The sequence below is a fragment of the Streptomyces sp. NRRL F-6676 genome (assembly GCF_000725625.1).
Classification (GTDB): domain Bacteria; phylum Actinomycetota; class Actinomycetes; order Streptomycetales; family Streptomycetaceae; genus Streptomyces.
Map to the genome: position 1 here is coordinate 16,860 of NZ_JOHS01000063.1, position 18,591 is coordinate 35,450.

Here is an 18,591-nt window from a genome sequence, read left to right on the forward strand (position 1 = left end):
CGCCCCAAACGGATGGCCCCCCGTGTGGCGCCGCATCGAGAAGGAGGGGCAGTTGCTGAAGACGCGCGTACGGAAGAACCTGGCCATCGGGCTGGTGATCACGACCGTCATGACGGCGCTGTCAGTGATCGTCGCGGAGGACGGCAGCAGGGTGGAGGAGTTCAGGGAGTCCCTGGCGGTGGGCCTGTCGGTGACGGGGGCGGTGACGGAGGTGACCTGGTTGCTGCGGCGCAGGCGTGCGGCACGCTCGTCACCCTGACCAGCGGACGGGCACCGGCCCTCCGCCGCTTGTGTCGCAACAGCATCCCGGCCGACGGCCGACGCGAAGGGACCTTCTGGCAAGGGTGGCGGTGCTGCGAGGGCGGCCTGCGCCGGATGCTGGTCCGGTGCAGGCCATCCCCTTTTGTACAGCCGGGCTAGGCAGCCAGGATCGTAGGCTTGGCCGTCCGTTCCAGTTCCTGGAAAATGACCTTGAGGGTTTCGAGCTCGTCCCTGGTGAAGAGGTCGTCCGGGCCGCCGGGCGAAAGGTCGGCGAACGAGTCCTCGTAGAGGTCGCCCAGACCCAGGATCCCTCGCTTGACCACCGTGTCGATGATCAGTGCCAGGAAGTCGATCTGGCGGGAACTGAACTGCTTGCCGGCGCAGAATGCCTCGAACGCCTTCTGCGCGGCCTGACGGTCCAGTCCGCACAGTCCGCGGACGAACAGTCCGAGGCCACCGGAGGAGCGGACTTCGTCGAGGTCTTCCGGGGAGGCGATGGCCTCCGTAAGGAAGATCTCCTCCAGGGCCGCGAGGTCGAGCTCGGTGATCTGCTCGTTGAGACGCAGTTTGCGCACCACCGGCTGATCCTCGTGGCGCAGCAGGTAGGCGCGGGCCTTCTGCTTGAAGCGCTGCTCATCCGTACCCTGGGGCATTCCCTGGATCTCGGCCTCGGTGATGTCACCGAGTTCGTCGGTGAAGTCGGTGTAGACGACATTCCGCTTCACCTTGGGGTCGGTGAGGCGTGCCAGTCGGCGCATACGGCGCCGCATGCCCTCCAGCATCGGGAGAGTGACGTCGCTCCACCACTCGTCGCCCGCCACGTCTTCCAACAACGCGGCCTGTTCGCCGACCGCCGGGATGTTGGTCTTGGTGAGCAGGTTGGACGCGATGTCCTGGATCTTCGTGCGGAGCTTCGGGAATTCCTTGCCACCTTCCAGGGCCGCGAGCTGGAGGCCGTACGCCATCAGGTCGAACCGCTTGGCCTCCTCGCCCGTCTCCTCGTCGTCAGGGCGGTACTCGCTGGGCAGGCCGAGCACGTGCTCGCGGAGCGCGGTGTCCGCGTCGTCGTCCACCCGGTGCCAGCGGCCGAAGTCGCTGAAGACCTCGATCTCCCGGCGGTGCGGGCGGACCAGGAAGTTGTCCAGGTTCATGCCGGTGACGGTGTGGTGCAGCCGGTGGGCCAGCGACCAGCGGATCTCCGCTTCGCTGTTGATCGCGCCAGGGCCGGCGTCCCGTGCCGGGTCGGGCTGCTGCCGCTTGTCCAGGACCCTGACCAGGTCGAGCTGGCGCTGGAGGAGCTTCTCGGTGAGGGTGACGGCCCTGCGCCCCTCCGACCGGTCGAGCTGACTGTTGAAGAAGTCGATGTTGCCGCAGAAGTCGAAGACGTAGAAGTTCTGCTTGTTGTGGTCGGGGTTGTCGGGGTCGGGGCCGTAGAGGGCGGGGCGCAGGCGGGTCCCGCGACCGATCATCTGCCAGAACTTGGTCCTGGAGAAGACCGGCTTCGCGAAGACCAGGTTCACCACCTCGGGCACGTCGATGCCGGTGTCGAGCATGTCGACGGAGATGGCGATGTCGGGGGCGTTCGGCGGGTTCTTCGGGTTGGAGAAGTCGTCGATGAGGGACTGGGCGTACGTCTCCTTGTACGTGATCACGCGCGCCGTGTGGCCACCGCCCTGCGGGTAGTTGGCGTTGTAGCGCTCCTCGATGTACCGGGCGTGGTCGTTGTTCTTCGCGAAGACGATCGTCTTGCCGAGCCGGTCGCCGCCCTCGACGCGGTGGCCGCGCGTCATCAGCGTCTCCAGCATCTTGTCCACAGTGTCCTTGTTGAAGAGCAACTTGTTCATGTCGTGGCGGTCCACCGCGTCCGGGATGTCCCCGTCCTCGGTCCACTCCTTGGCGTCCCACTCGGCCTTCTCCTCCTCGGAGAGGTCCGCGTACCGGATGCCGTGTTCCATGAACTTCAGCGGCACCTTCACCGCCTTGGGAAGCACGAGGTAGCCCTCGGCGGCGGCTTCCTGGAGGCCGTAGGAGTCGGTGGGAACCCCGTCCTCCATGGCGAAGAGCTTGTACGTGTTGTGATCGATCTCGTCCTTGGGCGTGGCGGTCAGGCCGAGCAGCAGCGAGTCGAAGTAGCGGAACAGCTCGCCGTACTTCGCGTACACGGAGCGGTGCGCCTCGTCGATCACGATCAGATCGAAGTGGCCCGGCCCGAAACGGCGGCGGCCCGCGCCATCCACGACGTCGATCTGCTTCATCATCGTCTGGTACGTGGAGAGGTAGACGCGGGCCGAGGCCGCCTTGTCGTCGAGGAGGCTGGCCGCGGGGGTGTTGGGCAGGTTCTCCTTGAACGCCTTCATCGCCTGGGTGACCAGGGCCTGCCGGTCGGCGAGGAACAGCACGCGCTGCGCCCAGCCGGCCTTCATCAACTGGTCCACGAGGGCGACGGTGGTACGCGTCTTGCCAGTGCCTGTCGCCATGACGAGCAGTGCCTGACGGCCCCGGTCCCGCTCGAAGGTCTCCCCCACCCGCTTGATCGCGCGGAGCTGGTAGGGACGGCCGGCGATCTTCTCGTTCACCGGTGTGGCGGTGAGGGAGAGACGTCCGGCGCGCTGGCGGATGCGCCAGTGCAGTTCGTCCTTGGTGAGGAAGCCCTGTACCAGTCGGGGCGGATAGCCCTTCTTCTCGCCCCACGGGGCGTCGTCCCAGAGATAGGTCTCGTAGCCGTTGGTGTAGAAGATCACCGGACGGCGGTTGAACTGCTTCTCGAGCGCGTCGGCGTACAGCTTCGCCTGCTGCTGACCGTCACGGGCGTCCCGCTGGGTCTTCTTCGCCTCGACGACGGCGAGGGGCTTGCCGTCGTCGCCCCAGAGCACGTAGTCGACACGCCCCTTGCCCGTCTTGGTGGGCATCCCTGTCGCTATCGGGTACTCGGTGTCCTTGCCCGGGGTGAGGAGGTCCCAGCCCGCCTCCTTGAGGAGCAGGTCGATGAAGGCGTCGCGGGTGGCCTGCTCGTCGTAGTCGTGGGTGTCCTGTACCGCCTGGTTGGCGGCCTTCGCGGCGGCGACCTGCGCCTTGAGCTCTTCGAGCTGCCGGGCGAGGTCCGCATTCTGCGCGCGCTCGGCCGCGAGCTGCTCGGCCTGCTCCTTGAAACGTGCCTCGTCCTCCGCCTCCTTGGCCTTGAGCTCGGCCTGCTTCAGCGCGCGGGCCTGAGGGGAGAGGGGGCGCGGTACGAGGCTGGTGTCGAACGCCAGCCCGGCGGGCGGCAGCGCGGCGGGCTGGCGGGTGTAAGTCCGGGCGAACCAGTAGAGGGAGTGGAACAGCTCCTTGACGCTGGCCTCGGCAACGGCCCTCGGGACGGGGGCGGCCTTGTGCACGGCGTTGTTCCCGTGGCTGCGGATGAGGTTCATCTTGGCATTGACCGTCGGCCCGACGAGCAGCTTGAAGGTCGGCTCGTGGAGCATCGCCGCGAGGTCTTTTTTGTAGGGCTCGGTGAGGCTGCTGTCCGTGTCGTACATCCAGCGAGCGGTGATCTCGATGGCTCGGCGGGCGTAGAAGCAGGCGGCCCGGGGGTCATGGTGGATCAGCCGCTCGGCGCGGATCGCTTCGTCGTAGAGGGCGGGCCACTCGGCGCGGAGGAAGGCGAAGTTGCCGCCCGCGGCGCGGCCGACGTTACTGGCGGCGGCACGATCGCGGGCGTGTTTGTCGTGGCCGGCCTGGCCCTGGCCGTCACTGTTCTGGCCGCGCTGATTGTTCTGACCGTTCTGGTCGCTGCCCATGGCGGTGCGGTGTCCCTCTCCCCTGTCGCGGCCCTGTCGTACGGGCCAGGGGCTCGGCGTCCCCCGACCCGCACGAGGCCGACGTATCCGTCTGTCTGCTACGGCAACGCCACCCGGGGGGCCGGGCTCCCCTGCCCGGCCGTGGGGGTGGCGTGTGGTGCTGGTGATGCGGCCGGTGCGGTGCACCGGGTACGGCGAGAGCGACTTACGCGGCTTCGCCGCAGGCCTCATGATCCCAGAGGGTGCCGGAGAAGGCACGGTGCTGGAGGGAGGTGAAGAGTTCGTCGAGGGTGGCTAGGTGAGTGCGATGTTTGCGCTGGGCGCCTCGAATCTGTTCGAGCGCCGCCTCGAATTCGCGTTGACTCCTCATTGGGGGAACGAATACAGGCAACCCCTTAACGTCTTGCTGGTTGATACTCGACTGATTCACCGCGTCTTTCGCCGACTCAAGAATACACCTTCGCACGAATGCCGACTGTAGATATTTTCCAACAAATTCGGGGCGCACAACAGAAGGATCAACGCGAACGCGCATCATATTCGATTCGAATACGGAACCCCCGGGCACCTCTCCAACCAATACGGACTTGCCCAGATGACTCCGACTGTTAACACGATTGATGACAATGTCAAACTTTTGGAGGCTGTAACGTTCTTGCTCCAGCAGGCTTGCGCTAACTAGTCTCCATTGCGAAGGAGGCTTCAATTCTCCCACCTGGAAGGAATCGATCCTCAAAATAGGAACACCGTCACCATAATCCCCCGCAGGCTTGTACAATCCGTTTTGCGGACCATCCAAGATGACCTCGCCGAGATTACGCTGCTCCCATCCCATGGGGTTACTCGCAGGATCACCAAACATGTCGAGGAAGACGGACTGGGCGAGATCGTCGAGGAGAGCGATGCCCTCTCGACGCCTGGCGCGAAGCGTGTCTACCTGGTCGAGGACGGCGGCGATGCGCTTCTGCTCCGCGAGGGGCGGAAGCGGGACGCGGATCCCGGCCAGTTCCTTCGGCGCCAGTCGGGGAAGGTTGGCACCCGTCGCGCGGGCGTTCGCAAGTCTGATCATTTTGGGTTGCCGCAGGTAATGCAGCAGGTACCTGCCCACCAGATCACTCCCCGGGCGCACCGGGATGATGTCGGTACTGCACACGCCGGCGAAGTCTGGGGCTGCGATCTTCCCGAGGTAGGGACGGAGTTTCCCATAGAGGATATCGCCCGCGACGAAGGTGAACTTCGAACTGATGACGCCTTCCGATTCCACGGTAGCGTCACCAAGGATGCGGCCACCTCGCTCAATGTGCTCCAGCCCCAGATACCTGGTCCCGCGGGGAAGTCCCTGCGGCTCGACGACGGAGCGTGAGATCTCAGCCACATCCCCCAGGGCAACCTCGTTCCATCGACTCACGCCAGCATCCCCTTCAGCTCCTCCGTGCCCTTGGCGATCTCTTCGTTCAGTCGCTCCAGGTCCGCCAGGATTTCCGTCGGCGTCCGCGTCACGGTTTCCTCTTGGACGATCTCCTTGTATCGGTTCAGGGAGAGGTCGTACCCCTGGGCCGCGATGTCCGCCTTGGGTACGCAGAAGCTCTGCTCTGTCCTCGCCCGGTCCCGCTCCGCACCATCCCGTTCTCGCCAGCGGGCCAGGACGTCTGGGAGGTTGTTCTTCAGAAGTTCGTTCGGCGTCAGCGGGGCGCCCTGCGGGCGGACGCCCAGGCGGTTCTCCGGGAGCAAGGCATTGCGCTTGTCATCCAGGCTCAGGCCGTCGGCCTGCACGTCGTAGAACCAGACGTGGTCCGTGCCGCCCGATTCCGTCTTCGTGAAGAACAGGATCGCCGTCGAGACACCGGCGTACGGTTTGAAGACCCCGCTCGGGAGCTTGACCACCGCCTGGAGCTGTTGCTCCTCCACCAGGATGCGGCGCAGCTCCTTGTGAGCCTTGGTCGAACCGAACAACACCCCGTCCGGGACGACGACGGCGGCCCGGCCACCGGGCTTCAGGAGCCGCAAAAATAGGGCCAGGAACAGCAGTTCCGTCTTCTTCGTCCTGGCGATCCGCTGGAGGTCCACCGCCGTGGACTCGTAGTCCAGGCTCCCTGCGAAGGGGGGGTTCGCCAAGATCAGCGAGTAGCGCTCGGCCTCGCCGGCCGCGCTCTCCGCGAGCGAGTCGCGGTAGCGGATGTCCGGCCTCTCGATGCCGTGCAGCAGCATGTTCATCGAACCAATGCGGAGCATCGTGGAGTCGAAGTCGAAACCGTGGAACATCGACTCGTTGAAGTGCTCTCGCTGCTCCTTGTCGAGCAGCGCATCGCGGTGCACCCGCTGCACGTAAGACGCCGCCTGCACCAGGAAGCCGGCCGTGCCGCACGCCGGGTCGCAGATCTCGTCGCGGGGACCTGGCTGGGTCATCTCGACCATGAGGTCAATGATGTGGCGCGGCGTACGGAACTGACCATTCTGACCGGACGTGGCGATCTTCGCGAGCAGGTACTCGTAGATATCACCCTTGGTGTCGCTGCTGTCCATGGAGATGTCGTCGAGCAGGTCGACGACCTTCGCCAGCAGGTTGGGCCCTGGAATCGTGAACCGGGCGTCCCTCATGTGATGGGAATACGTCGATTCGTCCCCGCCCATGCCGCGCAGGTATGGGAAGACGCCGTCGGCGACGATCCCGTACATGATCTCGGGGTCCTTGACCTTGAAGTTCTGCCAGCGCAGATCCTGCTGGTCCTTGGAGAAGAAGGGGGCCGGGTCGGCCTTGCCCGTCGCCGTCGCCTTGCGGTCCTTGCGGGTCTGGATCTCGTCCAGCCGCTTGATGAAGAGCAGGTAGGTGATCTGCTCCATCACCTCCAGCGGGTTGGAGATGCCGCCCGACCAGAACGCGTCCCAGACGCGTCCCACCTTGCTCTTCAGTTCGCCCGTAATCACACGGAGGATCCTACGACCCCTGAGCCCGGAGGCGGATCAGGTTGCATCTTCTGCCCCAGCCCCACCGGGCTCCTCAGACGTCGACCTCCGCACGTACCGTCTTGCCCGGCCCTCCGTCCGTGCGTGGCACGACCGCCCAGCGGTTCGCCAGCGCTACGACCAGGCACAGGCCGCGGCCCGTCTCCGCGTCCGGCTCGGACGGCAGTGAGGGTGATTCGGGTGGCATGCGGTCGTCACGTGTGTCCGTCACTTCGACCCGTACGAGGCCCGCGCCCGGGTCGAGCCACAGGCACAGCCTGAAGTCGCGGCCAGGTACGCGGCCGTGCGTCACGGCGTTCGTGGCGAGCTCCGCCACGATCAGGGTCACCGTGGCGTTCACGTCAGACTCGTACGGGTGGCCCCAGGCGTCGAGGCGGTGGGAGGCGAGCCTGCGGGCCAGACGGGCGCCACGGGGCGTGGCCGTGAAGGTCATGCGGAACTCCCTCACGGACCACAGGTATCGGTCCGTGTCCTCGGAAGAGTGCGTTTCTGTCGTCATGGCCACGAGCGTGGGCCGACGCGTTTACCTTGACCAGCAACGACATCCTCACACAGCGCTGTTGTACGACTGCGGTGGGTGCCCTGTCGGGGGCGGTGGTGAGCCAGGTGCTGGAGGGAAACCATGACGCAGATTCCGGAGCAGGCCGCCACGCGGCGGAGCGAAGACCCGGCCGACGAGTTGTTGCGGTCGTTCGGTAGGCAGATCAAGATCCTGCGCGAGCGGGCCGGGCACACCCAGGCTGCCCTGGCGCAGCTCATCGGGTACAGCGAGGCCCAGATGGCGGCCATCGAGCAGGGCCGGCGCATCGCACGCCCCAACACGATCGATCGGCTCGACCAACTGCTGGAGGCCGAGGGGATGCTGCTCGCCATGAAACGGCCGGTGGCGCTCACCCGGTACCCGGCCTTCTTCCGTGACGCGGCTCGGATCGAGGAGGAGGCCGTCGAGTTCCATGCCTACGCCGCCCTCGCCATCCCAGGGCTCCTGCAGACGGAGGGCTACGCGCGGACCATGTTCACTGTCCGTCGGCCTCGTCGCGGCGAGCCCGAGATCGAGCAAATGGTCACCGCTCGCATGGCTCGGCAGAGCATCTTCGAGCGACGCCCGGCACCCACACTCAGTTTCTTGATCGAGGAGTCCGTGCTGCAACGGCCCTACGGCGGGCTCGGTGTGCTTCGTGAGCAGTTGGAGCATCTGCGACTCGTAGGGGAGAACCCCAACGTGGAGATCCAGGTGATGCTCACCCGAAGCGAGGATCACGCGGGCGCGGATGGGCCATTCACGTTGATGACGCCACGAGGCGGAGAGGCTGTCGCCTACGTGGAAAGCCAAGGAAGGGGGCAGGTGATCACCGACCGCGAAACCGTGCGCACGATGTCCGTCCGGTATGGAATCCTGCGAGCCCAGGCGCTGTCCCCTGTCGAATCCCTGCGCCACATCGAGAAGTTGCTGCAAGGAGAGCTATGAACACCGAGCGGTCCGACCTCCAGCCCCTCCAGTGGTTCAAGAGCAGCTACAGCGGCGGTGAAGGTGGCGAGTGCGTCGAAATCGCCACCGCTCCCACCACCATCCACATCCGCGACTCCAAGGTCCCCACCCACGGCATCCTCGACGTACACCCCACCACCTGGTCCGCCTTCCTCGGCTTCGCCCGCCAGGGTTGACCGAAACCCGATCCGTCGGTCAACCGTGTGTGACGCCTGGCTTGACCGTCCGTAGCTGCCTTGGCAGGATCGGGCTCAGCAAGCAAAACACCGCGCATATGGCTGCGCAGACCCTGTGGCCGTCCCTTCGGGGGCGGCCACAGACGTGTTCCGGGGAGGTTCGGTGCATCTCTGCTACATCGACGAGGCGGGCAACGGGCAGACACTCGACCCTGCCAGACCCGACGCCCCTCCCGTACTCGTCGTCGGCGGATTCACCGTGCCCCGGAACCACGTCAAGTCCCTCACCTGGGCTTTCCTCGACGTCAAGAAGCACTACCGGCCGCAGTTACGGAACGCCGAGCAGCTCTCCGAGGTGATCCAGCACGAGATCAAGGGCGCGGACGTCCGCAAGAACCTCCGCGCCGGCAACCACAACTGGCGACGTGCGGCCATGGATCTGGTGGCCTCACTGCTCGACATACTGGAGGCTCACGAAGCCCGCGTCCTCGCCCGCGTGTGGATCAAGGAGGAAGGGCTGGCCTTCGACGAGTCCGGGGTCTACCCCGCCTCCGTCGCCGCGCTGAACGAGACCTTTCAGGCACAGCTCGCCCACGAGCACTCGCGCGGCATGATGGTGCTCGACAGCCGCACCAAGGTGAAGAACGCGCCCAATGTGCACTGCGTGACCACACGCAAGTACCGGGCAGGCGGTGACAGCCTGCGCGGGGTCATCGAGTCGCCTGTTTTTGGTCACAGTGACACGCACACGCTTCTCCAGGTGGCGGATCTCCTGGTCTCGTCGCTGCTCTTCCCCATCGCCTGTCACGCCTACCTCTCCGACGTGACGTGGAACGTGCACTGCGACGATGCCTATGCGCCACTGCGGGAAGAGTTCGGCGCACGACTCAAAAAGATGCAGTTCCGCTACCAGGACCCCGTGGGCAAATGGCGGGGCGGGATCGTCGTCTCGGACCGGAGGACCCAGCAGTCGTCCAGCCTGATGTTCGGTCCGGCCAAGACGGCTGTCCGGCCGATTCCCGCCCTTCCGGGGCAACCGGGTGCTCCGGCCCCCGAGCGGTCCGAGACCGAGTCGGACGGCGGTCTGCCCCTTCTCCCGTAGACGGGCGGACATGCGGGAGGGCGGCAGCTTCACAGCTGCCGCCCCGCCGTATGCCGGGAGAGCTACGCCGCGAGCTTCGCCAGGGCCGCGTCGATGCGGGCGAGGGTCGTGTCCTTGCCGAGGATCTGGAGGGACTCGAAGAGGGGGAGGCCTACCGTGCGGCCGGTGACGGCGACGCGGACCGGGGCCTGCGCCTTGCCGAGCTTGAGGCCGTGGGCCTCGCCGGCGGCCAGGACGGCCTCCTTCAGGGAGTCGGGGGAGGTCCAGTCGGCCGATTCGAGCTTCTCGCGGGCCGTGCGGAGGAGGGCGTCCGAGCCCTCCTTCATCGCCTTGGTCCAGCTCGCCTCGTCGAAGACCGGCTCCGGGAGGAACAGGAAGTCGACGTTGTCGGTGATCTCGGAGAGGACCTTCAGGCGGGTCTGGGCGTGCGGGGCGATCGCCTGCCACTTGGACTCGTCGAAGTCCTCCGGGGCCCAGGGCGCGAAGGGGGCCTTCAGCCAGGGGGCGCAGCGCTCGGTGAAGTCCTTCACGTCGAGCAGCCGGATGTGGTCGGCGTTGATCGCCTCGGCCTTCTTCAGATCGAAGCGGGCCGGGTTGGGGTTGACGTCGGAGATGTCGAACGCGGCGACCATCTCCGCCACCGAGAAGATGTCCCGGTCGGCCGAGAGGGACCAGCCCAGCAGGGAGAGGTAGTTGAGCAGGCCCTCGGGGAGGAAGCCGCGCTCCCGGTAGAGGTTGAGGGAGGACTGCGGGTCGCGCTTGGAGAGCTTCTTGTTGCCCTCGCCCATGACGTACGGCAGATGGCCGAAGTGCGGGACCTGCTTGGCGACGCCCAGCTCGATCAGCGCCCGGTAGAGGGCGATCTGGCGGGGGGTGGAGGAGAGCAGGTCCTCGCCGCGCAGGACGTGGGTGATCTCCATCGCCGCGTCGTCCACCGGGTTGACGAGGGTGTAGAGCGGGGCGCCGTTGGCGCGGACGATGCCGTAGTCCGGGACGTTCTCCGGGAGGTACGTGATCTCGCCGCGGACCAGGTCGTCGAAGGTGATCGCCTCGTCGGGCATGCGGAAGCGGACGATGGGCTCGCGGCCCTCCGCCTCGTACCGCTCCTTCTGCTCGGGCGTGACCGTGCGGCACGTGCCGTCGTAGCCGGAGGGGCGGCCGGCGGCGCGGGCGGCCTCGCGGCGCTCCTCCAGCTCGGAGGCGGTGCAGTAGCAGTAGTACGCGTGGCCGGCGTCGAGCAGCTTCTGGGCGACCTCCTTGTAGAGGTCCATGCGCTGCGACTGGCGGTACGGCGCGTGCGGGCCGCCCGTCTCGGGGCCCTCGTCCCAGTCGAAGCCGAGCCAGCGCATCGCGTCGAGGAGCTGCTGGTAGGACTCCTCGGAGTCGCGGGCCGCGTCGGTGTCCTCGATGCGGAAGACCGCCGTGCCGCCGGTGTGCCGGGCGAACGCCCAGTTGAACAGGGCGGTGCGGACCAGGCCCACGTGGGGGTTACCGGTGGGCGAGGGGCAGAAACGGACGCGTACAGGTGCGCTAGCCACGCTTGACAACCTTGTTGGTGAGAGTGCCGATGCCTTCGATGGTGACGGCGACCTCGTCGCCGACGTGGAGGGGGCCGACCCCTGCCGGGGTGCCGGTGAGGACGACGTCGCCGGGGAGCAGCGTCATGGCCTCGGTGATGTTGACGATCAGGTCCTCGATGGGGTGGATCATCTCGCTCGTCCGGCCGAGCTGGCGTTGTTCGCCGTTGACGGTGAGCTGGATGGTCGCGTCGTTCGCGGCGGCGAGGTCCATGTCCGTCTCCACCCAGGGGCCGAGCGGGCAGGAGGTGTCGAAGCCCTTGGCCCTGGCCCACTGCTTCTCGCGGCGCTGGACGTCACGGGCGGTGAGGTCGTTGGCGCAGGTGTAGCCGAGGATCACGTCCTTGACGCGGTCGCGGGGGACCTCCCGGCACATGCGGCCGATGACGACGGCGAGCTCGGCCTCGTGGTGCAGGTCCTCGGAGAAGGAGGGGTACGCGATCTCGTCGCCGTGGCCGATCACCGAGGTGGAGGGCTTGAAGAAGGCGAAGGGGGCGTCCGGGACCTCGTTGCCCAGTTCGCGGGCGTGGTCGGCGTAGTTGCGGCCGAAGGCCACGACCTTGTTGGGGAGGACGGGGGGCAGGAGGCGGACCTTGTTCAGGGGGACCTTGGTGCCGGAGAGTTCGAAGTCGGCGAAGGGGATGCCCTTGATGATGTCGAGCACGAGTTCGTCGGGGCGGGTGCCTTCCACCGCGCCGAAGGCGACGTTGCCGTCGATGGAGAACCTGGCGATGCGCACGGGATGCTCGTGCCCCTCTGTCTGTTGACCTGGTCGTCTTTGTGCCGGCTCGCGGCCGCGGGGCGGGCCGGCGGGGGTTGGGTGACCAGGCTAGCGCGCGGGGGCGGGGGTTCGCCCGGGGAGGGTTTTCGCCCCCGCCGCCCTTACCCTTCCCGTTCCTTCAAGGGGCTCCGCCCCTTGGACCCCGGGGGGTGTGTGGTCGGGTGCGGGTGGGTGGGGGCTGGTCGCGCCCGCGCGGCGGAGCCGCAGATCCCGTACAGCCCCGCGCCCCTATGGGGCGCGGCCCCCCTACTCCGCCGCGGGCCCCTGTGCCGGGATCTCCATCAGTACCGTGCGGCGGGGGTTGGCCGTCTGGGTGGGGAGGTCGACGGGGTGTTCCGGGTGCTCGAACGTTTCCAGGTCGTCCGCGTCGGTCAGGTGGGCCAGGGTCGTGCGGCGCGGGTTGGCAATGTTGCGGAACATCATCGTCGTCTTCACGGTTGTACCGGACCTCGTCGTGAGAGCGCCCGGCGGTGCTCCCGCGAAGGGGCCGCTCCGGGCGGGTTGTCGGATTCGCCTTCTCTGTAAAGCGTCAGGCTAAACATCCAATTCCCGGGGGAACTCGTGAAGACCCCTTGATCCCCATGTGAGTTTGCTCACTTACCCATACATAAAAAGGTCGAATCGGACCCACACCTTCCGGACACGAAAGGTGCGTTACCTGTCCAACTCGTACATTCCTCTCCTGATCATGGCGACTGGGACACCGAGCCTTGGCCAACGGCTCGTAGGGATACGTCCGTTATGTACGCGCGGCCCCTCTACGCCCGGTGATCCACCCCTCACATCCCGTCACCGTGGTCACGGGCTCGCCCATGGGCCTTGTTGGAGATCCGGCACTGTGCTGGAATCTCACGGACCGCCGCAGGATCGAGCCGGCGCACAGGGGGCGCACCAGCGCCGGGTGGCGGCGAGATAGGGGGAACCAGCGCCGGTCACTCACGACCACCATGGGGGGCGTATTTCAGGGCGCCCCCTACGACGCCGACACCGTCCCGCCGTTCACGCGGAGGGGCGCCTGGTCCAGAGGTTGCGACGCTAGTGCAGGGACGTTTCAAGAGGGATGGCAGTGCTTCGGCGGAGCCGGAGCCGCACGGCGGGACTGGCCCCAATGCCGGCAGTTCCTCCCCCCAGCGCGCCCAGAACCCGGCGCCGACCGCCGCCGGGTCCGATTCCTCCGGCCGTCCGGGCGGGAACTCCTCGGCCCAGGGACGCAGCGGCGGGTCCGCCGCGGCCGCGGGACGCCCGGGCGCCGCCCCGGACGCCACGCCGCCGGCCAAGCCCAAGGCCGCCGGCCCGACCGGTCCCGGCCCGCGAATAGCCCTGCGCAACTGGCGCATCTCCACTCGTCTGGTCTCCCTGCTCGCCCTCCCCGTCGTCGCCGCCACCTCGCTGGGCGCGCTGCGGATCAGCGACTCCATGGACGAGATCAAGCAGCTCGACAACATGGAGCTGCTGACGAACATGACCCAGCAGGCCACCGAGCTGGCCGCCGCGCTCCAGAACGAGCGCGACCAGTCGGCGGGCCCGCTGTCCAACGGCGCCAAGGCCAACGACTTCTCGGTCAAGGGCGCGCGCGAGAAGACCGACCAGGCGCGCGTCAGCTTCGTGGACGCCACCCAGGACATCAACGACGCGGCCGGCGACGGCAACCTCTCCGGTGTGCGCGAGACGGTCGTGGGCCTCGTGGGCGAGCTGGGCAACCTCAGCTCGATCCGCAACGACGCCTACCAGACCGAGAAGAACTCCGCCCAGACGGTCGAGGCGTACCACCGGCTGATCACCCAGCTGCTCGACCTCTCCCAGGACATGGCGCAGGCGACCAGCAACCCGGAGATGATCCAGCGCACCCGCGCGCTGACGGCCTTCTCCACCGCCAAGGAGTACGCCTCCGAGCAGCGCGCGATCATCGCGGCGGCGCTGCCCACCACGAACAACACGTTCGGCAAGCTCTCCGAGAGCGACCGGCAGTACGGCCAGTCCGCCCTCGAGGGCGAGGACTCCGAGATGAAGAGCTTCTCGGACATCTACGGCGACGGCGTCACCGAGCTGCTGAAGCCGATCGCGAACGGCAACGCCACCGTCGAGGCCTCGGACAACTACGCCACCCGCGTGCTGCGCAACACGGACGGCATGCGGACGCAGTCCAAGCGCTCGTACAAGGACTGGATCGACGACGACTCGAACAAGATCGACCTGATGTCGAAGATCGAGACCGGTCTGCTCAGCGAGATGGAGCAGAAGGCGCGTGAGCTGCGCAACGAGTCGCAGCAGGAAGCGATCATCTCCGGTGCGCTGATCCTGCTCGTCCTCGGTGTCTCGCTGGTCGGCGCCTTCATCGTGGCCCGCTCCATGATCCGCTCGCTGCGCCGGCTTCAGGAGACCGCCACCAAGGTCGCCCAGGACCGGCTGCCCGAGCTGGTGCAGCAGCTGTCCGAGTCCGACCCGCAGGACGTGGACACGTCCGTGGAGTCGGTCGGTGTGCACTCCCGGGACGAGATCGGCCAGGTGGCCGCGGCCTTCGACCACGTGCACCGCGAGGCGGTCCGGCTCGCCGCCGAGCAGGCCCTGCTGCGGGGCAACGTCAACGCGATGTTCACCAACCTCTCGCGCCGGTCGCAGGGCCTGATCCAGCGTCAGCTCTCGCTCATCTCCGAACTGGAGTCCCGCGAGGCCGACCCGGACCAGCTGTCCTCGCTGTTCAAGCTGGACCACCTCGCGACCCGTATGCGCCGGAACGGTGAGAACCTCCTGGTCCTCGCGGGTGAGGAGCCGGGCCGCCGGTGGACCCGCCCGGTCCCGCTGGTCGACGTGCTCCGTGCCGCCGCCTCCGAGGTGGAGCAGTACGAGCGCATCGAACTGGCCGCGGTGCCGACGACCGAGGTCGCCGGCCGCGTGGTCAACGACCTCGTGCACCTGCTCGCCGAGCTGCTGGAGAACGCGACATCGTTCTCCTCCCCGCAGACCAAGGTGAAGGTCACCGGTCACGCGCTGCCCGACGGGCGGGTGCTGATCGAGATCCACGACACCGGCATCGGTCTCTCCCCCGAGGACCTCGCCGCGATCAACGAGCGGCTCGCCTCGCCGCCCACCGTGGACGTCTCCGTCTCCCGCCGCATGGGTCTGTTCGTGGTCGGCCGGCTCTCCCAGCGCCACGGCATCCGCATCCAGCTGCGCCCGTCGGACTCCGGCGGTACGACCGCGCTGGTCATGCTCCCCGTCGATGTCGCCCAGGGCGGCAAGAAGCCGCAGGGCAAGCCCGGTCCGGGCGGCCCCACCGGCGGTCCGGCCGCCGCGGCGGCCGCGGCCGGCGCGGCCGCGGCCCGGCGCCAGAACGGCGGCCAGCAGGGCGGCGGCGCGCTCGGCGCCGGTGACTCCGCGGGCGGCGGTCTGCTCGGCGGTGCCCCGCAGCGCGGGCAGGTCGGCGCGGGCCAGGGTCCGCGGGCGGCGCTGCCCGGTGCGGGCCAGGGCGGCCGGCCGGGCGGACCGGGCGGTGCCCGGGGTCCGCAGGCGGGCGGCGGCGCCCCCTCGCTGTTCGAGCAGAACGCCTTCGAGTCCGGTGCCTCCGGCGGTGCCCCGCAGGGCCGGCCGGCCCCGGCGGGCGCGGGCGCAGGCGGCGGCTACGGCCAGGGCGCTCCCGGCGCCCCGCAGGGGCTCCAGGCAGCCCAGGCCTTCCAGGACTCCGGCGCCCCGGGTCAGGGGAACTTCGACGGCGGGCCCGGCGCCCGCCCGGCGGCCGGCGGTTTCGAGGAGAACGCGGGCCGGGCCCCGCAGGAGCGGCAGCCCCGTGAGGGCGGTGGCCGGCGCAGGCCGCTGCTGCCCGGCCGCGGCGGCCCCCGCGCGGAGCTGCCCGGCGGCAACCCGCAGCCCCGTACGCCCGGTTGGGGCGAGGAGAACGCGCAGCGCCCCTCGCTGGACGCCCCGCGCGGCCACGAGGAGCCGGACGCCCTCACCTCGACCTCGCAGATGCCGCGCATCGACGACCGGCAGGGGCCGGGTTCGACCGCGGAGATCCCGCAGCTCGGCGAGCCGCCGCACGGGTTCAATGACCGGCTGGGCGATCAGCCGAACAGCCAGGGCGCCGGCTTCACCGGCCCGAACACCCCGGGCGGCGACTACTCCGCCCCGGGCGCCGGGTTCCCGCGCCGGGACACGGGCGGCCCGCAGCACACCGGGTCGTTCGTCCGCTCGGACGTGTTCGGCGGCCCCCAGCAGAACGGCCCTCACCAGAACGGTGCACAGGCGGGCGGTCCGCAGCAGGGCGCCCCGCAGCCGAACGGCCCCCACCAGAACGGCCGGCCGAACGCCCCGCGCCCGAACGTGCAGCGTCCGGGCACCACCCGGCCGGGCGGCCCCGCCTCCTATCCGGGCCAGGACACCGGTCAGTTCCCCGCGCAGCGCGGACAGGAGACCGGCCAGTACCCCGCCGAGCGGGCCGGGCACGGCCACGACACCGGTCAGTACGCCGCCCCCCACCAGGCCCACGACACCGGGCAGTTCCCGGCCGTCGGCCACGGTCAGGGGCAGAACCGGCACCAGGGCCAGGACACCAGCCAGTACGCCCCGCAGGGCTACGCCGGCCAGGACCCGTCGTCCACCGGCCAGTTCCCGGCTCCGGGCTACGGCGCCCAGGACCCGGCGGCCACGTCCACCGGCCAGTTCGAGCGGCCGCAGGTGAACGGCGGCGCCCCCGACTTCGGTGCGCCCCGGCCGGCCGCCCCGCAGCGTCCGGTGCACCGCGAGCCGGAGGCGCTGCCCCCGGCCACCGGTCCCGGCGACGGCCGTACCCCGCTGTACGAAGCTCTCGAGACCAACTGGTTCCACGGCGCCGGCCGCGCCGACGAACCGCAGCAGGCGCCCTCCGCCCCGGCACCCCAGCCGGCAGCGGCCCCGGCGCCCGCTCCCGCTCCCGAGCGGCGTCCGGCCGAAGCGGCCTGGCGCAGCTCGCCCAACGACGACCTGGTCCGGCAGGCGGAACGCGTACGGCAGCCGCAGTCCGGTGGTGTCACCACCTCGGGACTGCCGCGACGGGTGCCGCGCGCCAACCTCGTACCGGGCACGGCACAGCAGCAACAGCACCAAACCGGTCCGCAGGTCTCGCGTGCGCCCGATGACGTACGCGGCCGGCTGACCAATCTCCGACGGGGCATCGCCCAGGGTCGTCAGGCCGGTCCTCCCGGCAGCGGCCAGACCGGCAGCTTCCCCAGCCCCACTCACCAGCAGGAGCGTTAGTTGAGCCCGATGAGCCAGGCGGCACAGAACCTCAACTGGTTGATCACCAACTTCGTGGACAACACCCCCGGGGTGTCCCACACCGTCGTCGTGTCCGCCGACGGACTCCTTCTGGCGATGTCGGAAGGGTTCCCGCGGGACCGCGCGGACCAGCTCGCGGCCGTCGCGTCCGGCCTCACCTCGCTGACGGCCGGGGCCTCCCGGATCTTCGAGGGTGGCAATGTGGCGCAGACGGTCGTGGAGATGGAGCGCGGCTTCCTCTTCCTGATGTCCATCTCCGACGGCTCGTCCCTGGCCGTGCTCGCGCACCCCGAGTGCGACATCGGTCTCGTCGGCTACGAGATGGCGCTGCTGGTCGACCGTGCGGGCGCGGTGCTCACACCGGACCTGCGCGCCGAACTCCAAGGCAGTCTGCTCCACTGATCGGCCCGGTACCACCCACCTCACCGAATCACCGTCCGGCCGCCACAATCCCCCCACCGGCCCCGTCAGACGGCACGACCGACCGACCTGCTGTCCCGCCCGGAGGATCCATGACCCCGCCCACCGCCTCTCATGATCCGTACGCCGAGCCGTACGGGGACGAGGGCGACCAGCCGCTGGTACGTCCGTACGCGATGACCGGCGGCCGGACGCGGCCGCGCTACCAGCTGGCCATCGAGGCGCTCATCAGCACGACGGCCGACCCGACGCAGCTCATGGGGCTGCTCCCGGAGCACCAGCGGATCTGCCACCTCTGCCGTGAGGTGAAGTCGGTCGCGGAGGTCTCGGCGCTGCTGTCCATGCCGCTGGGTGTTGCTCGGATTCTTGTCGCGGACCTCGCCGAGGCCGGTCTCGTCGCCATCCACCAGCCCGGTGGCGACGAGAACGCCGGTGGCGCTCCGGACGTGACGCTGCTCGAAAGGGTGCTCAGTGGACTTCGCAAGCTCTGACGGGGGTCGCGCGACGACCTCCGCCAAGATCGTGGTGGCGGGTGGCTTCGGCGTGGGCAAGACCACGTTCGTCGGCGCCGTCTCCGAGATCAACCCGCTGCGCACGGAGGCCGTGATGACCTCCGCGTCGGCGGGGATCGACGACCTGACCCACACCGGGGACAAGACCACCACGACGGTGGCCATGGACTTCGGACGTATCACGCTCGACCAGGACCTGATCCTCTACCTGTTCGGCACGCCCGGCCAGGACCGCTTCTGGTTCATGTGGGACGACCTCGTGCGCGGCGCCATCGGCGCGGTG

At 68.6% G+C, this 18,591-nt stretch carries 15 protein-coding genes; 8 read left to right on the forward strand and 7 right to left on the reverse strand.

Annotation, left to right across the window (positions count from 1 at the left end; translation table 11 throughout):
* The first annotated feature begins 22 nt into the window (after positions 1-22).
* Positions 23-259: a hypothetical protein gene (locus IO29_RS27485; RefSeq protein WP_033226550.1), complete on the forward strand. Its 237-nt coding sequence runs from the start codon at positions 23-25 to the stop codon at positions 257-259.
* Positions 260-416: 157 nt separating this feature from the next.
* Here the strand turns inward: IO29_RS27485 and IO29_RS27490 are convergent, their stop codons facing one another.
* The 4 genes from IO29_RS27490 to IO29_RS27505 all read right to left on the reverse strand — a co-directional run bounded on the left by IO29_RS27490 (position 417) and on the right by IO29_RS27505 (position 7,434).
* Positions 417-4,037 carry a DEAD/DEAH box helicase family protein gene (locus IO29_RS27490; protein WP_030382527.1) on the reverse strand — a complete coding sequence of 1,207 codons (3,621 nt, stop codon included), beginning with the start codon at positions 4,035-4,037 and terminating at the stop codon, positions 417-419.
* A gap of 205 nt (positions 4,038-4,242) precedes the next feature.
* Entirely contained in the window at positions 4,243-5,445 is a 1,203-nt protein-coding gene (locus IO29_RS37065; protein WP_078618501.1) for a restriction endonuclease subunit S, read from the reverse strand.
* On the reverse strand, positions 5,442-6,962 hold the full coding sequence (locus tag IO29_RS27500; protein WP_030382525.1) for a type I restriction-modification system subunit M: 1,521 nt from the start codon (positions 6,960-6,962) through the stop codon (positions 5,442-5,444). The genes IO29_RS37065 and IO29_RS27500 overlap by 4 nt, the downstream gene beginning before the upstream one ends.
* Before the next feature lie 73 nt (positions 6,963-7,035).
* Complete coding sequence (locus IO29_RS27505) at positions 7,036-7,434, reverse strand: ATP-binding protein (protein ID WP_234307658.1); 399 nt, start codon at positions 7,432-7,434, stop codon at positions 7,036-7,038.
* Positions 7,435-7,623: 189 nt separating this feature from the next.
* Here IO29_RS27505 and IO29_RS27510 point away from each other — a divergent pair, with 189 nt between their 5' ends.
* The 3 genes from IO29_RS27510 to IO29_RS27520 all read left to right on the forward strand — a co-directional run bounded on the left by IO29_RS27510 (position 7,624) and on the right by IO29_RS27520 (position 9,768).
* The gene (locus tag IO29_RS27510) at positions 7,624-8,469 is read left to right on the forward strand and encodes a helix-turn-helix domain-containing protein (RefSeq protein ID WP_030382523.1); all 846 of its coding nucleotides are present in this window, start codon (positions 7,624-7,626) and stop codon (positions 8,467-8,469) included.
* Positions 8,466-8,666 (forward strand): DUF397 domain-containing protein, encoded by a 201-nt coding sequence (locus tag IO29_RS27515; protein ID WP_030382522.1) that lies wholly within the window; start codon positions 8,466-8,468, stop codon positions 8,664-8,666. Before IO29_RS27510 ends, IO29_RS27515 begins: the two co-directional genes overlap by 4 nt.
* Before the next feature lie 163 nt (positions 8,667-8,829).
* Entirely contained in the window at positions 8,830-9,768 is a 939-nt protein-coding gene (locus IO29_RS27520) for a DUF3800 domain-containing protein (RefSeq protein ID WP_030382521.1), read from the forward strand.
* 62 nt (positions 9,769-9,830) lie between these two features.
* Here IO29_RS27520 and gltX read toward each other — a convergent pair whose 3' ends face one another.
* The 3 genes from gltX to IO29_RS27535 form a co-directional block, all read right to left on the reverse strand.
* Complete coding sequence (gltX, locus tag IO29_RS27525; RefSeq protein WP_078618500.1) at positions 9,831-11,306, reverse strand: glutamate--tRNA ligase; 1,476 nt, start codon at positions 11,304-11,306, stop codon at positions 9,831-9,833.
* Positions 11,299-12,084 (reverse strand): fumarylacetoacetate hydrolase family protein, encoded by a 786-nt coding sequence (locus IO29_RS27530; RefSeq protein WP_030382519.1) that lies wholly within the window; start codon positions 12,082-12,084, stop codon positions 11,299-11,301. The genes gltX and IO29_RS27530 overlap by 8 nt, the downstream gene beginning before the upstream one ends.
* A gap of 288 nt (positions 12,085-12,372) precedes the next feature.
* Positions 12,373-12,561, reverse strand: a complete 189-nt coding sequence (locus IO29_RS27535; RefSeq protein WP_030382518.1) for a hypothetical protein — start codon at positions 12,559-12,561, stop codon at positions 12,373-12,375.
* Between the two features lie 603 nt (positions 12,562-13,164).
* On the opposite strand from IO29_RS27535, the gene IO29_RS27540 reads away from it, so the two are divergent.
* The 4 genes from IO29_RS27540 to IO29_RS27555 form a co-directional block, all read left to right on the forward strand.
* A complete protein-coding gene (locus IO29_RS27540; RefSeq protein WP_030382517.1) occupies positions 13,165-17,355 on the forward strand; it encodes a nitrate- and nitrite sensing domain-containing protein in 4,191 nt (1,396 codons plus the stop codon).
* Positions 17,356-17,364: 9 nt separating this feature from the next.
* Positions 17,365-17,778 (forward strand): roadblock/LC7 domain-containing protein, encoded by a 414-nt coding sequence (locus tag IO29_RS27545; protein WP_030382516.1) that lies wholly within the window; start codon positions 17,365-17,367, stop codon positions 17,776-17,778.
* 110 nt (positions 17,779-17,888) lie between these two features.
* Complete coding sequence (locus IO29_RS27550; protein WP_030382515.1) at positions 17,889-18,287, forward strand: DUF742 domain-containing protein; 399 nt, start codon at positions 17,889-17,891, stop codon at positions 18,285-18,287.
* Positions 18,268-18,591, forward strand: a 324-nt coding sequence (locus IO29_RS27555) for a GTP-binding protein (protein ID WP_037818316.1), incomplete at its 3' end; no start/stop codon positions are given. The genes IO29_RS27550 and IO29_RS27555, both read left to right, overlap by 20 nt.